The sequence below is a fragment of the Pseudomonas sp. A25(2017) genome, assembly GCF_002001065.1.
Lineage (GTDB): Bacteria > Pseudomonadota > Gammaproteobacteria > Pseudomonadales > Pseudomonadaceae > Aquipseudomonas > Aquipseudomonas kilonensis.
In genome coordinates, this window is record NZ_MUOA01000060.1 from 149,144 (window position 1) to 167,702 (window position 18,559).

Annotated in this window: 16 protein-coding genes, 1 tRNA gene and 1 pseudogene; 7 read left to right on the forward strand and 11 right to left on the reverse strand. The window is 61.9% G+C overall.

Going from position 1 to position 18,559, the window contains the following annotated elements; all coding sequences use genetic code 11:
* Positions 1-130 precede the first annotated feature (130 nt).
* Positions 131-2,146 carry an excinuclease ABC subunit UvrB gene (gene uvrB / locus B0E42_RS13490; protein WP_053180675.1) on the reverse strand — a complete coding sequence of 672 codons (2,016 nt, stop codon included), beginning with the start codon at positions 2,144-2,146 and terminating at the stop codon, positions 131-133.
* A 332-nt stretch (positions 2,147-2,478) separates the two neighbouring features.
* Here uvrB and B0E42_RS13495 point away from each other — a divergent pair, with 332 nt between their 5' ends.
* Positions 2,479-3,675 carry an amino acid aminotransferase gene (locus tag B0E42_RS13495; RefSeq protein ID WP_018612407.1) on the forward strand — a complete coding sequence of 399 codons (1,197 nt, stop codon included), beginning with the start codon at positions 2,479-2,481 and terminating at the stop codon, positions 3,673-3,675.
* A gap of 261 nt (positions 3,676-3,936) precedes the next feature.
* On the opposite strand, the gene B0E42_RS13500 is transcribed toward B0E42_RS13495, so the two are convergent.
* The gene (locus tag B0E42_RS13500) at positions 3,937-4,164 is read right to left on the reverse strand and encodes a hypothetical protein (RefSeq protein WP_014337443.1); all 228 of its coding nucleotides are present in this window, start codon (positions 4,162-4,164) and stop codon (positions 3,937-3,939) included.
* A 235-nt stretch (positions 4,165-4,399) separates the two neighbouring features.
* On the opposite strand from B0E42_RS13500, the gene B0E42_RS13505 reads away from it, so the two are divergent.
* Positions 4,400-4,475 (forward strand) — tRNA-Asn (locus B0E42_RS13505).
* Positions 4,476-4,551: 76 nt separating this feature from the next.
* Here the strand turns inward: B0E42_RS13505 and glyA are convergent.
* On the reverse strand, positions 4,552-5,823 hold the full coding sequence (gene glyA / locus B0E42_RS13510) for a serine hydroxymethyltransferase (RefSeq protein ID WP_053180679.1): 1,272 nt from the start codon (positions 5,821-5,823) through the stop codon (positions 4,552-4,554).
* Between the two features lie 266 nt (positions 5,824-6,089).
* On the opposite strand from glyA, the gene B0E42_RS13515 reads away from it, so the two are divergent.
* From B0E42_RS13515 to B0E42_RS13525, 3 genes are all read left to right on the forward strand, one after another.
* A complete protein-coding gene (locus B0E42_RS13515) occupies positions 6,090-7,589 on the forward strand; it encodes a PLP-dependent aminotransferase family protein (RefSeq protein ID WP_077506624.1) in 1,500 nt (499 codons plus the stop codon).
* Positions 7,590-7,831: 242 nt separating this feature from the next.
* Complete coding sequence (locus tag B0E42_RS13520) at positions 7,832-8,026, forward strand: hypothetical protein (RefSeq protein WP_014337442.1); 195 nt, start codon at positions 7,832-7,834, stop codon at positions 8,024-8,026.
* An 89-nt stretch (positions 8,027-8,115) separates the two neighbouring features.
* The gene (locus B0E42_RS13525) at positions 8,116-8,298 is read left to right on the forward strand and encodes a hypothetical protein (protein ID WP_003203898.1); all 183 of its coding nucleotides are present in this window, start codon (positions 8,116-8,118) and stop codon (positions 8,296-8,298) included.
* Here B0E42_RS13525 and B0E42_RS13530 read toward each other — a convergent pair.
* Positions 8,295-9,356 carry an AI-2E family transporter gene (locus B0E42_RS13530; RefSeq protein WP_046063463.1) on the reverse strand — a complete coding sequence of 354 codons (1,062 nt, stop codon included), beginning with the start codon at positions 9,354-9,356 and terminating at the stop codon, positions 8,295-8,297. The genes B0E42_RS13525 and B0E42_RS13530 overlap by 4 nt on opposite strands.
* Before the next feature lie 147 nt (positions 9,357-9,503).
* Here B0E42_RS13530 and yegQ point away from each other — a divergent pair, with 147 nt between their 5' ends.
* The gene (gene yegQ, locus B0E42_RS13535; protein WP_077506647.1) at positions 9,504-10,829 is read left to right on the forward strand and encodes a tRNA 5-hydroxyuridine modification protein YegQ; all 1,326 of its coding nucleotides are present in this window, start codon (positions 9,504-9,506) and stop codon (positions 10,827-10,829) included.
* A gap of 273 nt (positions 10,830-11,102) precedes the next feature.
* On the opposite strand, the gene B0E42_RS31750 is transcribed toward yegQ, so the two are convergent.
* From B0E42_RS31750 to B0E42_RS13565, 7 genes and pseudogenes are all read right to left on the reverse strand, one after another.
* The gene (locus B0E42_RS31750) at positions 11,103-11,924 is read right to left on the reverse strand and encodes a methyl-accepting chemotaxis protein (protein WP_371914218.1); all 822 of its coding nucleotides are present in this window, start codon (positions 11,922-11,924) and stop codon (positions 11,103-11,105) included.
* An 84-nt stretch (positions 11,925-12,008) separates the two neighbouring features.
* Positions 12,009-12,782, reverse strand: a pseudogene (locus B0E42_RS31755) (cache domain-containing protein); the annotation flags it as partial.
* Between the two features lie 226 nt (positions 12,783-13,008).
* Positions 13,009-14,325, reverse strand: a complete 1,317-nt coding sequence (locus B0E42_RS13545; protein WP_162493999.1) for a Na+/H+ antiporter family protein — start codon at positions 14,323-14,325, stop codon at positions 13,009-13,011.
* Between the two features lie 296 nt (positions 14,326-14,621).
* Positions 14,622-15,935, reverse strand: coding sequence for a sensor histidine kinase (locus tag B0E42_RS13550; RefSeq protein WP_053180687.1), 1,314 nt, complete (start codon positions 15,933-15,935; stop codon positions 14,622-14,624).
* Complete coding sequence (locus B0E42_RS13555) at positions 15,932-16,600, reverse strand: response regulator transcription factor (RefSeq protein WP_014337435.1); 669 nt, start codon at positions 16,598-16,600, stop codon at positions 15,932-15,934. Before B0E42_RS13555 ends, B0E42_RS13550 begins: the two co-directional genes overlap by 4 nt.
* Entirely contained in the window at positions 16,600-16,911 is a 312-nt protein-coding gene (locus B0E42_RS13560; protein ID WP_053180689.1) for a PepSY domain-containing protein, read from the reverse strand. The genes B0E42_RS13555 and B0E42_RS13560 overlap by 1 nt, the downstream gene beginning before the upstream one ends.
* On the reverse strand, positions 16,911-17,219 hold the full coding sequence (locus B0E42_RS13565; protein WP_024619823.1) for a PepSY domain-containing protein: 309 nt from the start codon (positions 17,217-17,219) through the stop codon (positions 16,911-16,913). Before B0E42_RS13565 ends, B0E42_RS13560 begins: the two co-directional genes overlap by 1 nt.
* 229 nt (positions 17,220-17,448) lie before the next feature.
* Here B0E42_RS13565 and B0E42_RS13570 point away from each other — a divergent pair, with 229 nt between their 5' ends.
* Entirely contained in the window at positions 17,449-18,528 is a 1,080-nt protein-coding gene (locus tag B0E42_RS13570; protein ID WP_024619822.1) for a hypothetical protein, read from the forward strand.
* Positions 18,529-18,559 lie beyond the last annotated feature (31 nt).

Genomic DNA, 18,559 nt, shown 5'->3' on the forward strand with positions numbered 1-18,559 from the left:
GCCTGCCAGACCGAGTCGCGCCCATCGCGAGCAGGCTCGCTCCCACATTAAACCGCATCCAGTCCAGACGACTCAGTTTCCTGTGGGAGCGAGCCTGCTCGCGAAGAGGCCTTTGAAGCCACCGCAAAACTCAAACGGTCAGCAACCGCTCACGCAACTTGCCAATCTCATCACGCAACTGCGCCGCCGCCTCGAACTCCAGGTCCCGGGCCAGCTGGTACATTTTCTCTTCCAGTTGCCGGATGCGCTTGGTGATCTCGCTCGGCGAGCGCAGTTCGGCCTCGTAACGGGCGCTCTCTTCGGCCGCCTTGGCCATGCCCTTGCGCTTCTTGCTGCGCGAGCCGGGCACGGTGGCGCCTTCCATGATGTCGGCGACGTCCTTGAACACGCCCTTGGGGGTAATGCCGTTGGCCAGGTTGAAGGCAATCTGCTTGTCGCGACGGCGCTCGGTCTCGCCGATGGCCCGCTCCATGGAGCCGGTGATGCGGTCGGCATACAGAATCGCCCGGCCATTGAGGTTACGCGCCGCGCGGCCGATGGTCTGGATCAACGAACGCTCGGAACGCAGGAAGCCTTCCTTGTCGGCGTCGAGAATCGCCACCAGCGACACTTCCGGCATGTCCAGGCCTTCGCGCAGCAGGTTGATGCCCACCAGCACGTCGAAGGTACCCAGGCGCAGGTCGCGGATGATCTCGACCCGCTCCACCGTGTCGATGTCCGAGTGCAGGTAACGCACCCGCACGCCATGGTCGGCCAGGTAGTCGGTAAGGTCTTCGGCCATGCGCTTGGTCAGCGTGGTGACCAGCACCCGCTCTTCCAGTGCCACACGCTTGGTGATTTCCGAGAGCAAATCATCCACCTGGGTCAGCGCCGGACGCACTTCAATCTGCGGGTCGACCAGCCCGGTCGGCCGCACCAATTGCTCGATGACCCGCCCGGCATGCTCGGCCTCGTAGTTACCAGGGGTGGCCGAGACAAAAATCGTCTGCGGGCTCACGCTTTCCCATTCGTCGAAGCGCATCGGTCGGTTGTCCAGCGCCGAGGGCAGGCGGAAGCCGTACTCCACCAGGGTTTCCTTGCGCGAACGGTCGCCTTTGTACATGGCGCCGACCTGGGGCACGCTGACGTGGGATTCGTCGATGACCAGCAAGGCATCGGCCGGCAGGTAGTCATACAACGTGGGCGGCGGCGCACCCGCGGGACGGCCCGACAGGTAGCGCGAGTAGTTTTCAATGCCGTTGCAGTAGCCCAGCTCCAGGATCATCTCCAGGTCGAACCGGGTCCGCTGCTCCAGGCGCTGGGCTTCCACCAGCTTGTTGTTCGAACGCAGGTATTCCAGGCGCTCCTGCAACTCGACCTTGATCCCCTCCATGGCGTCCAGCAGGGTTTCCCGGGGCGTCACATAGTGGCTCTTGGGATAGAACGTGAAGCGCGGCAACTTGCGGATCACTTCACCGGTCAGCGGGTCGAACGCCGAGAGACTCTCCACTTCATCGTCGAACAGCTCGATGCGGATCGCTTCCAGGTCCGATTCCGCCGGGTAGATGTCGATCACATCGCCACGCACCCGGAACGTCGACCGGGCGAAATCCATGTCGTTGCGGGTGTACTGCAAGTCCGCCAGGCGCCGCAGCAAGGCGCGCTGGTCGAGTTTGTCGCCGCGGTCCACGTGCAACACCATCTTCAGGTAGGTTTCCGGGCTGCCCAGGCCGTAGATGCACGACACCGTGGTGACGATGATCGCGTCCTTGCGCTCGAGCAAGGCCTTGGTCGCCGACAGTCGCATCTGTTCGATGTGGTCGTTGATCGAGGCATCCTTCTCGATGAAGGTGTCCGACGACGGCACGTAGGCCTCGGGCTGGTAGTAGTCGTAGTAGGAAACGAAGTACTCCACGGCGTTATTCGGGAAAAACGCCTTGAACTCACCGTACAGCTGCGCCGCCAGGGTCTTGTTCGGCGCCAGTACCAGGGTCGGGCGCTGAATCTGGGCGATCACGTTGGCAATGCTGAAGGTCTTGCCTGAGCCGGTCACACCGAGCAGCGTCTGGTGCGCCAGCCCGGCCTCGATACCCTCGACCATCAGGCGGATGGCTTCCGGCTGATCGCCGGCGGGCTGGAAGCGGGTGACTAGCTGGAATTCAGACATGACATAACCTCTGGATTCACCCCTGTCGGCCAGCCGACAGGAACGAGAAAGACCGAAACGACTGATGTCGCCCGAGGAAAAAACTGGAATGCACACAATGTGGAGGTGAATGCCTTCGCTTTCAAGACGAACGTCCTACACGCCTTGAAGACTTTGACGCGCCGAGAGGACTAACGGTCGAAAAAAATCGTAAAAACTTAGCGTAAAAACCGAATCGCCTGTCGCCGTGCCGGGTGATGGCCTCTATACTAGCTCCCCGTTTGTGCACCGCTCTAGTGCATTCGGCTGGAGCGCCACACGTCCCCTCATTCTCCATTCAGAGCCGCGCACTAATGAGCCTGTTTTCCGCTGTCGAATTGGCACCCCGCGACCCCATCCTGGGCCTCAACGAAGCTTTCAACGCCGACACCCGTACCAATAAGGTCAACCTGGGTGTAGGTGTTTACTGCAATGAAGAGGGGCGTATTCCACTCCTGCGTGCCGTTGTCGAGGCCGAGACGGCTCGCGTGGCTCAGCACGTTTCCCGTGGTTACCTGCCGATCGACGGCATTGCCGCCTACGACCAGGCCGTGCAGACCTTGCTGTTCGGCAAGGATTCGCCGCTGATCGCTTCCGGTCGCGTCATCACCACCCAGGCCGTGGGCGGCACCGGTGCACTGAAGATCGGTGCCGACTTCCTCAAGCAACTGCTGCCTGACGCCGTCGTCGCCATCAGCGACCCAAGCTGGGAAAACCACCGCGCCCTGTTCGAAACCGCCGGCTTCCCGGTGCAGAACTACCGCTACTACGACGCCGCCACCCACGACGTGAACCGCAGCGGCCTGCTGGAAGACCTCAACGCCCTGCCCGACCGCTCGATCGTTGTACTGCACGCCTGCTGCCACAACCCGACCGGCGTGGACCTGAGCCCGGAAGACTGGAAAAACGTGCTGGCCGTGGTCAAGGCCAAGAACCACGTTCCGTTCCTGGACATGGCCTACCAGGGCTTCGGCACCGGTATCGACGAAGACGCGGCGGCCGTGCGCCTGTTCGCCGAGTCGGGCTTGACCTTCTTTGCCTCCAGCTCGTTCTCCAAGTCGTTCTCGCTGTACGGCGAGCGCGTCGGCGCCCTGTCGATCGTCAGCGAATCGAAAGAAGAAAGTGCCCGCGTGCTGTCCCAGGTCAAGCGCGTGATCCGCACCAACTACTCCAACCCGCCGACCCACGGCGCCAGCATCGTCGCCGCCGTGCTCAACAGCCCGGAGCTACGGGCCCAGTGGGAAGCCGAACTGGCCGAAATGCGCCTGCGCATTCGCGGCATGCGCGTCCAGATGGTGGACATGCTGGCCAAGGCCGCGCCGCATCACGACTTCAGCTTCGTCGCACGCCAGAGCGGGATGTTCTCCTACTCCGGCCTGACCGTTGAACAAGTGACGCGCCTGCGCACCGAGTTCGGCATCTATGCCCTGGACACCGGTCGCATCTGCGTGGCCGCGCTGAACCAGAACAACATCGATGCGGTGACCAAGGCCATCGTCCAGGTGATCTGAAGCTTTCACGCTGGATGAAAAACGGGAAGCCATTGGCTTCCCGTTTTTTTTGAGTGTGTCGATCAGGTCGGGTAGACCCCCAACCTGTGGCGAGGGGATTTATCCCCGCTGGGCTGCGAAGCAGCCCTGAAATCAGCAACCCGGTTTGACAGGCTCATTAACTTCGACCACTTGGGGCTGCTACGCAGCCCAACGGGGATAAATCCCCTCGCCACAAAAGCAAGGCCACAAAAGCACCAGGCACAACACTTTTCGGTGAGGCTACAACTCCGTCGCCCGCTGGCTAGCCGCATCGTCATAAATGACATACAACGACTCGGCCACCTGGCTCTTGATCGCCTTGGTGCTTTCCAGCCCCAGGACAAACCCCTCGGCCTTGCCGCCGGCACGGTTCAACGCTTCGGCGGTGCTGGCCTGGGTGATGGCGTCGTACAGTTTCTCGGCATGAGGCCCCACGCCCTTGGGCAAGCTGATCTGGGCGGTACTCACAAGAGCACCTCGGCGCGGCGGGCAGTGTGAAGGGGTAACAGGTGGTTCATGGCGCGTACCTTAATGTCGGCGAATGGCCGGCAGCGCGTCCTGCCACTTCCGGATGACCATGGTAGTCCTCTCCTGCCCTGGCGGTAACTGCCAATCGTTGATTGACCGTCAAAGGGCACCAGGAATGCGCCGTCCGGCAATGGACGCTTGACTTCTCTTTTCCAATCAGTAACATACGCGCCATTCCGCGATAGCTCAGTTGGTAGAGCAAGTGACTGTTAATCACTGGGTCCCTGGTTCGAGTCCAGGTCGTGGAGCCAGACAAAGGGTCCAGAGAAAGCTTTCAAAATCTCTGCACACCCCCGAAAAACCCGCCTCCAGGCGGGTTTTTTCGTTTTAGCGCTGCCGATATACAGGATGGCGACGACACAGCGCCACCACCTGCTCGCGCACATGATGCGCAACCTGCTCGCTGCCGCCGGATTCCAGCGCGTCCAGCACGTCACACAGCCAACCTGCCAGTTGCTCGCACTCTGGCACTCCAAACCCGCGAGTGGTCACGGCCGGCGTGCCGATGCGCAGCCCTGAGGTTACGAACGGCGAACGAGGATCGTTGGGCACCGAGTTTTTGTTGGCCGTGATGTAGGCATTACTCAGGGCGGCATCGGCGTCCTTGCCGGTGTAAGGCTTGTCGGACAGGTCGATCAACATCATGTGGTTATCGGTCCCCCCGGAGACAATCCTGTAACCACGCTGCTGCAGCACGGCAGCCATGGCCCGGGCATTGATGACGATCTGCTGCTGATAGGTCTTGAACCCGGGCGCCAGCGCTTCCTTGAAGGCAACGGCCTTGGCGGCGATCTGGTGCATCAACGGACCGCCCTGGACACCAGGAAATACCGCCGAGTCGAGCTTCTTGTAAAACGTATCGTCCTGCCCCTTGGACAGGATCACCCCGCCCCGTGGGCCACGCAGGGTCTTGTGGGTCGTACTGGTGACCACATGGGCGTGGGGCAACGGGTTCGGATACTCGCCCGCCGCCACCAGACCGGCGACGTGGGCCATGTCGACCCAGAAAATCGCCCCGACCTTGTCGGCAATGGCCCGCATCCGCGCCCAGTCCTTGTAACGCGAGTAAGCGGAAAAACCACCGATCAACATCTTCGGTCGGGCTTGAAGGGCGATGCGCTCCATCTCGTCATAGTCGATCAACCCCGTCTGCGGGTCGAGACCGTAGGGAACGATCTTGTAGTGGCGGCCGGAGAAATTGGAGGGGTTGCCGTGGGTCAGGTGACCACCCTGGGCCAGGTTCATGCCCATCACGGTGTCGCCAGGATTGAGCAGCGCCAGGAACACGGCGGCGTTGGCCTGGGCACCAGCATGAGGCTGGACGTTGGCGTAATCGCAATCGAACAGCGCCTTGACCCGCTCGATGGCCAGGCGCTCAGCCACATCGACATACTCGCAACCGCTGTAGTAGCGCTTGCCCGGGTAACCTTCGGCGTACTTGTTGGTGAATACCGAGTTCTGAATCGCCATCACCAATGGGCTGGCGTAGTTCTCGGAAGCGATCAGCTCGACGTGGTCTTCCTGGCGGCGCTCTTCGTTGTGAATCGCCTCGCATAACTCGGCGTCGAATGCTGCAAGGGTCAGGGATGAGTCGTACATGATGATAGGGTCCTGTGGATTGGGAAAATGAGACGGCCTCACTGCCTGACGATCAGCGACGGCATCAGTCGGCCCCGAGCGGCTCTTTCGGCTCGGACTGGTCGTGACTGCCCGGCCGGGCATCAGCCGTAGGCCAGTAATAGGTGACCTCTTCAATAGAGACTTGCATCAGTTGGCGGCTCCTTCGCGGGTAATAGCGACGGACAAAGTCTACGGATAAACTGGCCTGCCAAATCAGGCCAGTTTTTTCGTATAGAGCAGACCGTATGGCAAAAACCTTCGAGCTCGAAACACTGAAGATGCGACTCAACGATGCCGAATTTCAGATGCTGGATCTGCATCAGCGGATTCAGCGCGCCCTGCGCGCACTGATCCTCGATGGCGCCCTTGACGCTGGCCTGAAGCTGCCGGCAACCAGGGTCCTGGCCAAGACGCTGGGCGTTGCCCGTGACACGGTGGAGAACGCCTATGTGCAATTGCACCGGGATGGCTTCATCGTGCGGCGCGAGGGCTCGGGCAGTTATGTATCCGAGACGGTTGGCACCCAATTGCGCGGGGCTGCGCGTCGGCGCATGAAATCGCAAGACACCCAGCGCAGCGAGGCGACGCCAGGATCGGGCTTGAGCCAGCGCGGCCGGATGATTTTCGACAGTGGTGGCGTGGCCGATCAACAGGTCATCAAGGCCTTCGCCACAGGGCTGCCGGAAACCCGCACCTTCCCCACCGATCTGTGGGAACGCCTGCAACGCCAGGTCATGAAGGACTACCGGGGTAACATCCTGCTGCACGGCGACCCACAAGGCGCCGAGCCTCTGCGCAAGGCGATCGCCACCTACTTGAACCTCGAACGCGGGGCCAAATGCTCCCCCGAGCAGATCCTGGTGTTGAGCAGCACTCGCCAATCGCTATTTCTGTGCGCGCAGTTGCTCGTGGATGCCGGCAAACCGATCCTGCTGGAAAACCCGGGCTACTACGGTGCCAGGAAGGCCTTTGAAACGGCAGAGACCAAGGTCGTGCCCATTGACGTCGATGCACTGGGCATACGCACGGACCTGCTGCGGGCAGACCGCAGCGGCGCCCCTTGCGTCTATGTGACGCCTTCGCATCAATACCCCACCGGGGCAACCTTACCGTTGGAACGCCGACTCGAACTGATCAACTGGGCGACCGAACATGGCAAGTGGATCATCGAGGACGACTACGACAGCGAGTTCCACTACGACGGGCTGCCGACCGCATGCGTGCAAGGCCTGGACAAATACCAGCGCACGATCTACCTCGGCACCTTCAGCAAAACGCTCTATCCGGGGTTGCGGATGGGTTACATGGTGCTGCCTTTCGAGCTGGTCAAAGCCTTCACCTACGCGCGCAGCATCATGGACGGCCACACACCGCAGATCCTCCAGTTGACCCTGGCACGCTTCATGGAAGACGGTCACTACAACGCTCATGTCCGGGCCATGCGCAAACTCTACGCCGGACGCCGTACCACCCTGCTCGATGCCATTGGCAGGCACCTGGACGGAATCGTTACGGCCTTGCGTCCCCAAGGTGGGCTACAGATTCCCTGCCTGCTGAGCGATGGTTGGTCGGAAGAGAAGACCCTCCGCCAAGCGGCCAGCGCGGGGGTGCAGCTGCCCGGCCTCAGCCGGCTGTACGCCGGCGAAGAAAAGAAACAAGGCTGGCTATTGGGGTACTCGTCCTTGACCGCCCATGAAATCGAAGCGGCCATGGGGCGGCTGGCCAATGTGCTGAGCAAAAAATAGGGCAACACATGAAGCTCGACGCTCAAACGCATGCCTTCTTTTGTGGGTAACTAAACCGTTGGATGGCCGTATAAGCCTGCCCGAGGTCGCTGCCGGAACAATAATCCGGCGCCAAAAAGGCATTATGGTCCGGATCCTGCTTTCTTTTTTCCAACAACCCAAGCTGTCACGTCAGCGTCATGACCGGGCCGCAAACTGGCTCTGTCCGCCAACAACAGCTTCATAAAAACAAGGACGAAGGTATGCCCACGCAAAATCCCCATCGCATCGTCGGCCTGTGCACCTCCAGCAAGGTGTACAACGTGCTGACCGAACTCAAGCAACTGGAAGGCCACCGCAACGCCAAGTTCCTTTCCCTGCTGGCGGAAAACCTGGTGCGCAAGGGCCTGCTCAGTGAACAGGAAGTGGTGCACATGCTCGATCTGGTCGTCGATTGAGCGACATCGATTCCTACTATTGAGCCGGTTGATTTTTCGTTACCCCCACTGAGTCGTAAGGTAACCCCATCGATTGATGGAGGTGTCCCATGCCCAAGGTTCAAATCATGTCTGTCATTGGCAGCGCCGTCCCCGCCCCACTCCGGGAGCTCGGGTTGCTGGCCTGCTGGTATCTGGTGCAGGACGGCGTGACCATCAGCGGCCCGCTGACTTCATTGCCCGCCGCCCAGGCCCTGTCGCAACGTATCGGCCCCTATCTGCTGAGCGCCTAAGGCAGCTGCACCCGCGGTGTGCTTTCGACAAACAAGGCCCAACATGACATGAACAGCGCGGCGATCAGCGGCCCGATCACGAAACCGTTCAGCCCGAATACCGCCAGCCCGCCCAGTGTCGAGACCAGCACCATGTAGTCGGGCATCTTGGTGTCCTTGCCGACCAGGATCGGCCGCAGGAAATTATCCACCAGGCCGATCACGAACACCCCGAACAGCGTCAGCACCACGCCTTGCCAGATCGCCCCCGAGAGCAGGAAATACACCGCCACCGGTGCCCAGACGAGGCCCGCCCCCACCGCTGGCAGCAACGACAGGAACGCCATCAGCACCGCCCAGGGCAACACCGTCGGAATTCCCAGGATCCAGAAGATCAACCCGCCCAGCGCACCTTGGCTGATGGCGACCAGCAGGTTGCCTTTTACCGTGGCGCGCACCACCCGATTGAACTTCAACTGCAACCGACGCTTTTGGTGTTCCGCCAAGGGAATGGCCGTGCGTACTTTGCGCACCAGCTCGGCGCCGTCGCGCAGAAAGAAGAACAGCAGATAGATCATCACGAAGAAGCTGACCAGGAACTGGAAGGTACCCTGGCCGAAACTGAAGGCCTGGGTGGCGAAAAACTCACTGCCCTGCATCGCGCTCTTGACGATCGTGTCGCGCAATCCATTCAGGTTGCCCAGGCCAAAGCGGTCGAGCAGATTCTGGAAGTACAGTGGCAAGGCATCCTTGAAGCGGGCCAGGTAATCGGCAATGTCCAGTTCGCCGCTTTCCAGGCTCTTGTACAACGCAGCACCTTCCTGGACCAGCAAGGTGCTGATGATGATCACCGGTAAAATCGCACTGACCACGCAGATGCTCAACGTGACCAGCGAGGTGACGTTGCGGTGCCAGCCAAACTTCAACTGCAGGCGGCGCTGCATCGGTGCAAAGACGATGCCCAGGATCACCGCCCAGAACACCGCGCCGTAGAACGGCAGCAGAATCCAGATGAACGCGATGGTGACCAGCACCAGGAGCAACATCTGGGCTTTGTTTTGCAGCATCTTTCGATTCATCAGCTTTCCATGTCCAAAGGCGGGATAAACATTAGTCAGCCAGGACTCGCCGGAGTGCCTTCGCGTTTGCGCCGTGCATTGATTCAGATCAATGAGGCCTGGCCGACCATGGGCTACCCTCGCCGCCTTTTGCGATCCGACGCCATCATGACCCTCGCCGCCCCCGAACTGCTGGCGCCCGCCGGCACCCTGAAAAACATGCGCTATGCCTTCGCCTACGGCGCCGATGCGGTGTATGCCGGCCAGCCGCGCTACAGCCTGCGGGTGCGCAACAACGAGTTCGACCATGCGAACCTGGCCTTGGGCATTGCCGAGGCCCAGGCCATGGGCAAGCGCTTCTACGTGGTGGTGAACATTGCCCCGCACAACGCCAAGCTGCGCACCTTCCTCAAGGACCTCGAGCCGGTGATCGCCATGGCGCCGGACGCGCTGATCATGTCCGACCCGGGGCTGATCATGCTGGTGCGCCGGCATTTCCCCCAGATGCCGATTCACCTGTCGGTGCAGGCCAACACGGTGAACTGGGCGAGCGTCGAGTTCTGGCAGCAGCAGGGCTTGAGCCGGATCATCCTGTCCCGGGAACTGTCCCTGGAAGAAATCGCCGAGATCCGCGAGCAGGTGCCGGCCATGGAGCTGGAAGTGTTCGTCCACGGCGCGCTGTGCATGGCCTATTCCGGGCGCTGCCTGTTGTCCGGCTATTTGAACAAGCGCGACGCCAACCAGGGCAGTTGCACCAATGCCTGCCGCTGGAAGTACTCGGCGCAGCCGGCGGTGGAAAACGCCGTGGGCGACATTGTGCAGACCTATCAGCCCGAACCGACCCTGGGCCTCGGCGCGCCCACCAGCCAGGTGTTTTTGCTCCAGGAAGCCAACCGCCCGGAAGAATCCATGCCGGCCTTCGAGGACGAGCACGGCACCTACATCATGAATGCCAAGGACCTGCGCGCCGTGCAGCACGTCGAGCGTCTGGCGCGCATGGGCGTGCACTCCTTGAAAATCGAAGGCCGGACCAAGTCGCACTTCTATTGCGCGCGCACCACCCAGGTGTATCGCCAGGCCATCGATGACGCGGTGGCCGGCCGGGAATTTGATCGTGGCCTGATGACCGACCTGGAGTCCCTGGCCCAGCGCGGCTACACCGAAGGTTTTCTAAGGCGCCACGTGCATGATGAGTATCAGAACTACCAGAACGGCAGTTCGGTATCAGAGCGCCAGCAGTTCGTCGGCGAACTGACCGGCGAACGGCGCGAACGCCTGGCCGAAGTAAAGGTGAAGAACCGCTTTGGCCTTGGCGATCACATGGAACTGATGACCCCCAAGGGCAACTTCCACTTCGACCTGCATCACTTGCAGAACGCCAAAGGCCAGGGCATCGAGGTGGCACCGGGGGATGGGCACGTGGTGTACGTGCCAATCCCGGATGCGGTGGATCTGCGGTTTGGGTTGTTGATGCGCGATGTGCGCGAGCCATAGTCGCCACCGAACAAATGTGGGAGCGGGCTTGCTCGCGAAGGCGGTGTGTCAGAAGTGAATATATTGGCTGACACACTGCATTCGCGAGCAAGCCCGCTCCCACAGGGGACTTGTGGTGGACACAAGATACAGCATGCCAAAAATCTTTAGCTCCCGGCAGAAACTGCCGAAGGCTGCGATCCTTCTTTCTCGATAAGACCCGGTTGCCCAGGTAAAAACATCTGGATCGAGAGCGAAAGATCGCAGCCTTCGGCAGCTCCTGCCGCGGTGGGATCAGATCCGGAACTGCCCCACCAGCTTGCCCAGGCGCTGGCCCAGGTCGGCCAGGCTGCGGGAGGTCTGGGCGCCGAGTTGGGTTTCGTCGGCGACGCTGTCCACGGCTACGGCGATCTGATGCACGCTGCGGTTGATTTCCTCGGCCACTGCGGTCTGTTCTTCGGCAGCGCTGGCGATCTGGGCGTTCATCGAGTTGATGGTGCCGATCAGTTGCGCCATGGTGTCCAGGGAGGCTCCCGCCTCATTGGCCCGTTCCGAGGTGCCGTCACCGGCCTCACTGGAACGGCGCATCGCCTCCACCGCCGCGTGGGTGCCTGATTGCAGGCGGTCGATCATGCCCTGGATTTCCTGGGTGCTCTGCTGGGTCCGGCTGGCCAGGGCCCGCACTTCATCGGCCACCACCGCAAACCCACGCCCTGCCTCGCCAGCACGCGCAGCCTCGATAGCGGCGTTGAGGGCCAGCAGGTTGGTCTGCTCGGCAATCGAACGAATCACCCCGAGCACACTGACAATCGAAGCCACGTCCTGCTGCAGGCTGTCCAGGGACACACCACTGCTGCGAATATCGTTCACCAACGCATGAATCTGCTGGATGCTGCCGGCCACCACGCGCTTGGCCGATTGCCCTTCCTCGTCGGTCTGCTGGGCCGCGACGGCGGCGCCCTGGGCGCTGCGGGCGACTTCCTGGGCCGCCGAGGACATCTCGTTGATCGCCGTGGCGACCTGATCGGTTTCGTGGCGCTGGCGCTCCATGGCCTGCTCGGAGCGCTGGGCCTGCTCGGAAACTTGCGTCACCAGGCCGGTCAGTTGCGAGGTCATGTCGGTGATCTGCCGCACCAGGCCGTGGATCTTGTCGACGAAGCGGTTGAATGAACCGGCCAACTGGCCAAGCTCGTCCTGGCTGGTGATGGCCAGGCGACGGGTCAGGTCGCCCTCACCCGCGGCGATGTCATCGAGGTTGTCCTTCATCAGGTTCAAGGGACGCAGGATCGTGTTGGCGAGCACCAGGCCCACCACCGCGATCACCAGCAACACCACCGCGGCGATCCCGACGATGCTCAAGATCACGCCTTGCAGACGCTCATGAACCTTGGCTTCCACCAACGCCACCTGGCCTTCGATGCCGTCCAGGTTGACCGAACTGCCGACTGCCAGGTCCCACTTGGACAAGTATTCGGTGTAGCCGAGCTTGGGCACCAGGTCTTTGCTGTTGGGCAGTGGCGAGCTGTATTCGAGGTAGTGAGTCCCGTCCTTGGCGACTTTCACCAGGTCGCGGTTGACGTAGACCCCGTTCGGGTCGCGGTTGTCCTTGAAACTCTTGCCCACGCCATCGGGACTGTTGGCCTTGAACAGACGAATGGTCTCGGAGTCGTAGCCGAAGAAATAGCCGTCCTTGCCGTAGCTGATATTCGACAACAGCTTGATCGCCTGGGCGCGCGCTTCGTTATCGCCAGGCGCGGCGGCATCGTAGAGCGGCTTGATGGCGGTCAGGCCCACCGCCACATAGTTCTGCAGCGTGGCCTTGGCCTCGCTGAGCAAGCGTTCACGGGTCTGCTGGACCTCTTTACTCGCTTGCTCCTTCAAGATGAAAGCCGTGGTCAGGCTGATGATCACGGCGGACAGCAATACCGGCAGTATCGCAAGGGACAGGACTTTAGCCTTCAGGCTCAGGCGCATGCTGTTCACTCTTGTAGGTGTTATTGGCGTGGTTAGCTGTATTAACGGCACCGCACGGCAAAACTGTAGGGCAAGGTGAACAGGGCTTCAAAGAAGGGTTGAATTTGGGGCCCCTTCGCGAGCAGGCTCGCTCCCACAGGGGTTCGGTGGTGTCCACAACACTTGTGTTCACACCGATCCCCTGTGGGAGCGAGCCTGCTCGCGATGAAGGCGACGCGGTCCTGAACTACAACACCATCGCCGCCACCCAACCAAACGCCAGCAGCGGCAGGTTGTAGTGGATGAAGGTCGGGACCACGGTGTCCCAGATGTGATGGTGCTGGCCGTCGATGTTCAGGCCGGAGGTCGGGCCCAGGGTCGAGTCCGAGGCAGGTGAACCGGCATCGCCCAAGGCGCCGGCGGTGCCGACTATGCAGACGATCGCCAGCGGGCTGAAGCCCAGTTGCAGGCACAGCGGCACGAAAATCGTCGCCAGGATCGGCACCGTGGAAAACGACGAGCCGATGCCCATGGTCACCAGCAGCCCCACCAGCAACATCATCAGCGCGCCAATGCCCTTGTTGTGGCCAATCCAGGCCGCCGAAGACTCCACCAGGCTCTGGACTTCACCGGTGGCCTTCATCACTTCGGCGAACCCTGAGGCAGCGATCATGATGAAGCCGATCATCGCCATCATCTTCATGCCTTCGGTGAACAGGTCGTCAGTCTCGCGCCAGCGCACCACCCCCGACAGCGAGAAAATCAGGAACCCGACCAGAGCGCCGATGATCATCGAGTCCACCAGCAGTTGCACCGCGAACGCCGCCGCCACCGCAAACCCGGCCACCATCAGGCTCAGCGGGTTGTAGCGCACGGCCACTTGCTCGACCCGGGCAATTTTCTTCAGGTCGTAGACGCGCTTCTTGCGGTAGGAGAACAACGACAACAGCAGACCAAACACCATGCCCAACGCCGGAATGCCCATGGCGTGGGTGACGTTGATGCCGCTGACGTCCACACCGCTGCGGGCGATGTTGGCCAGGAGGATTTCGTTGAGGAAGATATTGCCGAAACCCACTGGCAGGAACATGTAGGGCGTGATCAGGCCGAAGGTCATGACGCAGGCGATCAACCGGCGATCCAACTGCAACTTGGTCAGCACATACAGAAGCGGCGGCACCAGCAACGGAATGAAGGCGATGTGGATCGGCAGAATGTTCTGGGAAGCGACCGCGACCGTCCCCAGCAAACCGATCAGCACCCACTTGACGCCCGAACCACCCGCGGCATCCTGGCGATCCACCAGGGCCAGGGCTTTATCCGCCAGCGCGTGGGCCATGCCAGACTTGGCAATCGCCACGGCAAAGGCACCGAGCAAGGCGTAGGACAACGCCACCGTCGCACCGCCACCCAGGCCGGCGTTGAACGCCTTGAGCGTCGCTTCGATCCCCAGGCCGCCCGTGAGGCCACCCACCAACGCGCCGATAATCAGCGCGATCACCACATGCACGCGGGCCAGGCTGAGCACCAGCATGACGCCAACCGCGGCAATTACTGCATTTATCATCATTACCTCAAAGCACAGCGATGGAAAGCCACCGGACAAAAAGGTCGCGACTTTGCAGCAAGCGGCGGCAAGCTGCAAGGGCCGTGGGGCGGGTTTTCAAGTCTCGTAATATTTGCAGCCATCACTCCCCCTGTGGGAGCGAGCCTGTGGGAGCAAAGCTTGCTCGCGATGACATCGTCACCTACAACATCTGTGCCGGCTTTAAAAATGCTATCGCGAGCAAGCTTTGCTCCCACAGGCCCGCCCCACCCACAGAGGCTCGCCCTACAGAGAGGGGTGCCATGAAATAGATTTCAGCGTTTGGGCAGTTCGATCACCACCTTCAACCCACCCCACTCACTGTCGTCCAACGCCAGCAGGCCACCCCAGGTGTCGACGATGTCCCGCACGATGCCCAGGCCCAGGCCGTGTCCATCGGTCTGTTCATCCAGTCGCGTGCCGCGGCTGAACACCTGGTCGCGGCGATCCTTGGGGATGCCCGGGCCGTCGTCCTCCACGACCAGGCTGAACCCTTCGGCCGTCTCGGTCATGGTCAGGCGGACCTCGGCGTCGGCCCATTTGCAGGCGTTGTCCAACAGGTTGCCCAACAGTTCCAGCAGGTCTTCACGGTCCCACGGCAGGTGCAGGCCTGGCGGGGCGACGTAGCTCAGGTGCAGGTGTTCGCCGTGGATCATGTTCAGCGTGGCCAGCAGCCCCGGCAGCTCGGCGTCGCAGTCCAGGTGCGCGCCAGGCAAGGCATCGCCGGACAAGCGGGCGCGGTTGAGTTCGCGGTTCAGGCGCTGGCGGACCTGCTCCAGTTGATCGAGCAACAGTTTGCGCAGCTCGGGATACGGGGCGAGCTTCTCGTTCGACGCCAGGCTTTGCAGCACCGCCAGGGGGGTTTTCAAGGCATGGCCAAGGTTGCCCAGGGCGTTGCGTGAACGCTTGAGGCTGTCTTCGGTGTGGGCCAGCAGATGGTTGATTTGCGTCACCAGCGGTTCCAGTTCCCGTGGCACCTGTTCGTCGAGTTGCGAACGTTGCCCGCGCTGCAACTGGGCAATCTGCTCCCGCGCCCGGTCCAGCGGACGCAAGGCACGGCGCACGGTGATGCGTTGCAGCAACAGAATCAGCAGCAGCCCCGCCACCCCCAGCCCGAGGCCGATCTGCTGCATTCGGCGAAAGCTGTCGCGCACCGGCGTGTAGTCCTGGGCCACGCTGATGGAAATCGCCTGGCCCAACCGCCGATAGTCGGTACGCAGCACCAGCAGCTTCTGACCTTCGGGCCCCAGTTGCAGGTTGCTGTGCAGGCCCGGGTGGTCGAGCCGGGGCAATTCCTGGTCCCACAGGGAACGGGAGCGCCAGTGCACGTCGGCAAAATCGATGCGGAAATAATGCCCGGAAAACGGTCGCTGATAGGCCGGAGACAGCCGTCGCTCATCCAGTTGCAAGCCCTGTGGACCGCGCACCAGGGCCACCAGCAGGTTCTCGCTGTCGTTACGCAGCCCGGCTTCCAGGTAACGCTGCAAGCCCAGCTCGAACAGCCACAGACTGGTCTGTGCCAGGATCAGGCCGACCACCACCATCACACCGATCAGGCCCAGGCTCAGGCGCCGCTGGATGGATCTCACTGCGCCTGCCCGCCGAACAGGTAACCCTGGCCGCGACGGGTTTCGATCACGCTGCGGCCCAGCTTGCGCCGCAGGTGATTGACGTGGACTTCCAGCACGTTGGAATCGCGCTCGGTTTCACCGTCGTACAGGTGTTCGGCGAGATGACTTTTGGAGAGGATCTGCTCGGGATGCAGCATGAAATAGCGCAACAGGCGAAATTCAGCCGCCGTGAGCTGGATGTCGGTGCCGTCGCGAACCACGCATTGCCGCCCTTCATCCAGGTGCAACCCGGCCGATTTCAGCGTCGGCTGGTTGACCTGGCCGTGGGAGCGGCGCAGCAACGCCTGGATCCGCAACTGCAGCTCTTCAGGATGAAAAGGCTTGGTCAGGTAATCGTCGGCCCCGGCCTTGAGGCCTTCGATGCGCTCGGCCCAAGACCCGCGTGCGGTAAGGATCAGCACCGGCGTGCTCAGGCCACCGGCACGCCATTGGGCCAGCACCTCGAGCCCCGGCACACCCGGCAGGCCGAGATCGAGGATGATCAGGTCGTAGGGTTCACTGCTGCCCTGATACACCGCGTCGCGACCGTCGGCGAGCCAGTCGACGGCGTAACCTTGGCGCGCAAGCCCGGCCATCAGTTCGTCGGCCAGGGGCACGTGATCTTCCACCAGAAGCAGGCGCATCAGTCTTCCTTATCTTTGAGTAGGCGGCCGGTCGCGGCCTCCAGGTCCAATTCGCGCACGACGCCGTCGGTGTCCAGCAGCTCGACCTCATAAATATAGACGCCGTGTTTCTCCTCCAGCTCGGCTTCCAGCAGTTTGGCGCCGGGGTGCAGGTCCAGCGCCTGTTGCAGCAGTTGCTCCAGCGGCAAGATCACACCCTGCTGGCGCAGTTGCAGGGCCTCGTCCTGATCCAGGTCCCGGGCCACGGCCAGCGAACAAAACGCCAGCAGCGCCAGCGTCCATCGACTATGGGCGCGTAGATTAAGCTTCATTACGTATCCTGATGATTCTTGAGCACCTTGCCGTTGGTGGCGTCCAATTCCAGATCCCACTCAATGCCCTTCGTATCGCGCAGATCCACCTGGTAAATGTACTTGCCGTACTCTTCGTCCAGCTCGGTATCGGTCAAGGTGGCACCAGGGTGCTCGGCCAGGGCGGCGGCGTTGAGTTTTTCGAAGGACAGGATGGTACCAGCGTCTTGCAGTTTGCGGGCTTCGTCCGCGTTCAGGTCTCGTGCATGAGCCAGGCTCGTACCGAGCGCCATGAGGGTCGCGATGATAAAGGCAGTCAGGCGGTTCATGGGTTATCTCCTTTTTATAATCTTCATCGGGGGGGGACTGTATCGGGGTGAACTTAACTGAAACTGAATGGCCATCATGGAAGCTACATCAATGTGGGAGCGAGCTTGCTCGCGATAGCGGTCTATCCGTTGATATCGATGTGACAGAACTGACGCCATCGCGAGCAAGCTCGCTCCCACAGGGTTTTGTGTCGCTATAATCAGCCGCTTAGCCGTATTCGAGGCCGGTATGACCGCCATCCACATCAAGTTTCCCGCCCTCACCCTCAAGGCCGGCCCGCGTGCATTCGAAAGGATTCGCCAAGCCGGCTTGAACGCCGCCGACGTCGGCATCCTGCCGGGCGCCGCCGGTGGCCCCAAGGCCTTGGGCATCCAGGGGCTGGACCTGGCGCTGTTCGGCGAGTGGCTGCCCGCCGCGCCCCGGGAACGCTCGCTGATCGGGGCCTCGGTGGGTGCCTGGCGCTTCGCCAGCGCCTGCCTGCCGGACGCCGCCGAGGGCATCCGGCGCCTGGGCAGTTTGTACAACGAACAAAGCTTCGCCAAAGGCGTGACCATGGCCGGGGTCAGCCAGAGCTCGCAACGCATGCTCGAAGACTTGCTCGACGGCCGCGACGCTTCGATCCTCGATAACCCGCGATACCGGCTCAACATCATGGTGGTCAAGAGCCACGGCCTGCTGGCCCAGGATCATCGCGGCCGGCTGGGGCTGGGATTGTCGTCGGTGATCGCGGACAACCTGCGAGGCCGCGCACGGCTGTCGCGGCATTTCGAACGGTTGATCATCCATGACCCGCGCCTGGCCCCGCCCCTGCATCCGTTGAATGACTTTCCGTCGCGCTTCGTTCCCTTGGCGGCCGGCAACCTGCGCCAGGCCCTGCTGGCCTCGGGCTCGATCCCGATGGTCATGGAAGGCGTGCGCGACCTGCCGGGCGCCGGGGCTGGCACCTACCGCGACGGCGGCTTGCTGGACTATCACCTCGACCTGCCCTACAGCGGCGAGGACATCGTACTCTATCCGCACTTCACCGACCGGGTCATTCCCGGCTGGTTCGACAAGGGCCTGCCGTGGCGCCGAGGCAACGTCGACCGCCTGCAGGACGTGTTGCTGCTGGCACCGTCCCGCGAATACCTGGCGCGCCTGCCCTACGGCAAACTGCCGGACCGCAACGACTTCAAGCGTTTCATGGGCGATGACCCGAGCCGCCGCCAGTATTGGCGCACGGCGATGGACGAGAGCCGCCGGCTCGGTGATGAGTTCCTGGAGCTGACGGCCAACGGCGGCTTGGGCGAGCGTTTGCTGACCCTTTAGTCAGCACGGTCGCGCACCGCCGTTATCAAAC

Excerpts from the sequence above, each read along its gene's own strand:
- uvrB (WP_053180675.1), bottom strand. The coding sequence starts at position 2,146 with ATGTCTGAATTCCAGCTAGTCACCCGCTTCCAGCCCGCCGGCGATCAG.
- B0E42_RS13495 (WP_018612407.1), top strand. The coding sequence starts at position 2,479 with ATGAGCCTGTTTTCCGCTGTCGAATTGGCACCCCGCGACCCCATCCTG.
- glyA (WP_053180679.1), bottom strand. The coding sequence starts at position 5,823 with ATGTACGACTCATCCCTGACCCTTGCAGCATTCGACGCCGAGTTATGC.
- B0E42_RS13515 (WP_077506624.1), top strand. The coding sequence starts at position 6,090 with ATGGCAAAAACCTTCGAGCTCGAAACACTGAAGATGCGACTCAACGAT.
- B0E42_RS13520 (WP_014337442.1), top strand. The coding sequence starts at position 7,832 with ATGCCCACGCAAAATCCCCATCGCATCGTCGGCCTGTGCACCTCCAGC.
- B0E42_RS13525 (WP_003203898.1), top strand. The coding sequence starts at position 8,116 with ATGCCCAAGGTTCAAATCATGTCTGTCATTGGCAGCGCCGTCCCCGCC.
- B0E42_RS13530 (WP_046063463.1), bottom strand. The coding sequence starts at position 9,356 with ATGAATCGAAAGATGCTGCAAAACAAAGCCCAGATGTTGCTCCTGGTG.
- yegQ (WP_077506647.1), top strand. The coding sequence starts at position 9,504 with ATGACCCTCGCCGCCCCCGAACTGCTGGCGCCCGCCGGCACCCTGAAA.
- B0E42_RS31750 (WP_371914218.1), bottom strand. The coding sequence starts at position 11,924 with ATGACCTCGCAACTGACCGGCCTGGTGACGCAAGTTTCCGAGCAGGCC.
- B0E42_RS13555 (WP_014337435.1), bottom strand. The coding sequence starts at position 16,600 with ATGCGCCTGCTTCTGGTGGAAGATCACGTGCCCCTGGCCGACGAACTG.
- B0E42_RS13560 (WP_053180689.1), bottom strand. The coding sequence starts at position 16,911 with ATGAAGCTTAATCTACGCGCCCATAGTCGATGGACGCTGGCGCTGCTG.
- B0E42_RS13565 (WP_024619823.1), bottom strand. The coding sequence starts at position 17,219 with ATGAACCGCCTGACTGCCTTTATCATCGCGACCCTCATGGCGCTCGGT.
- B0E42_RS13570 (WP_024619822.1), top strand. The coding sequence starts at position 17,449 with ATGACCGCCATCCACATCAAGTTTCCCGCCCTCACCCTCAAGGCCGGC.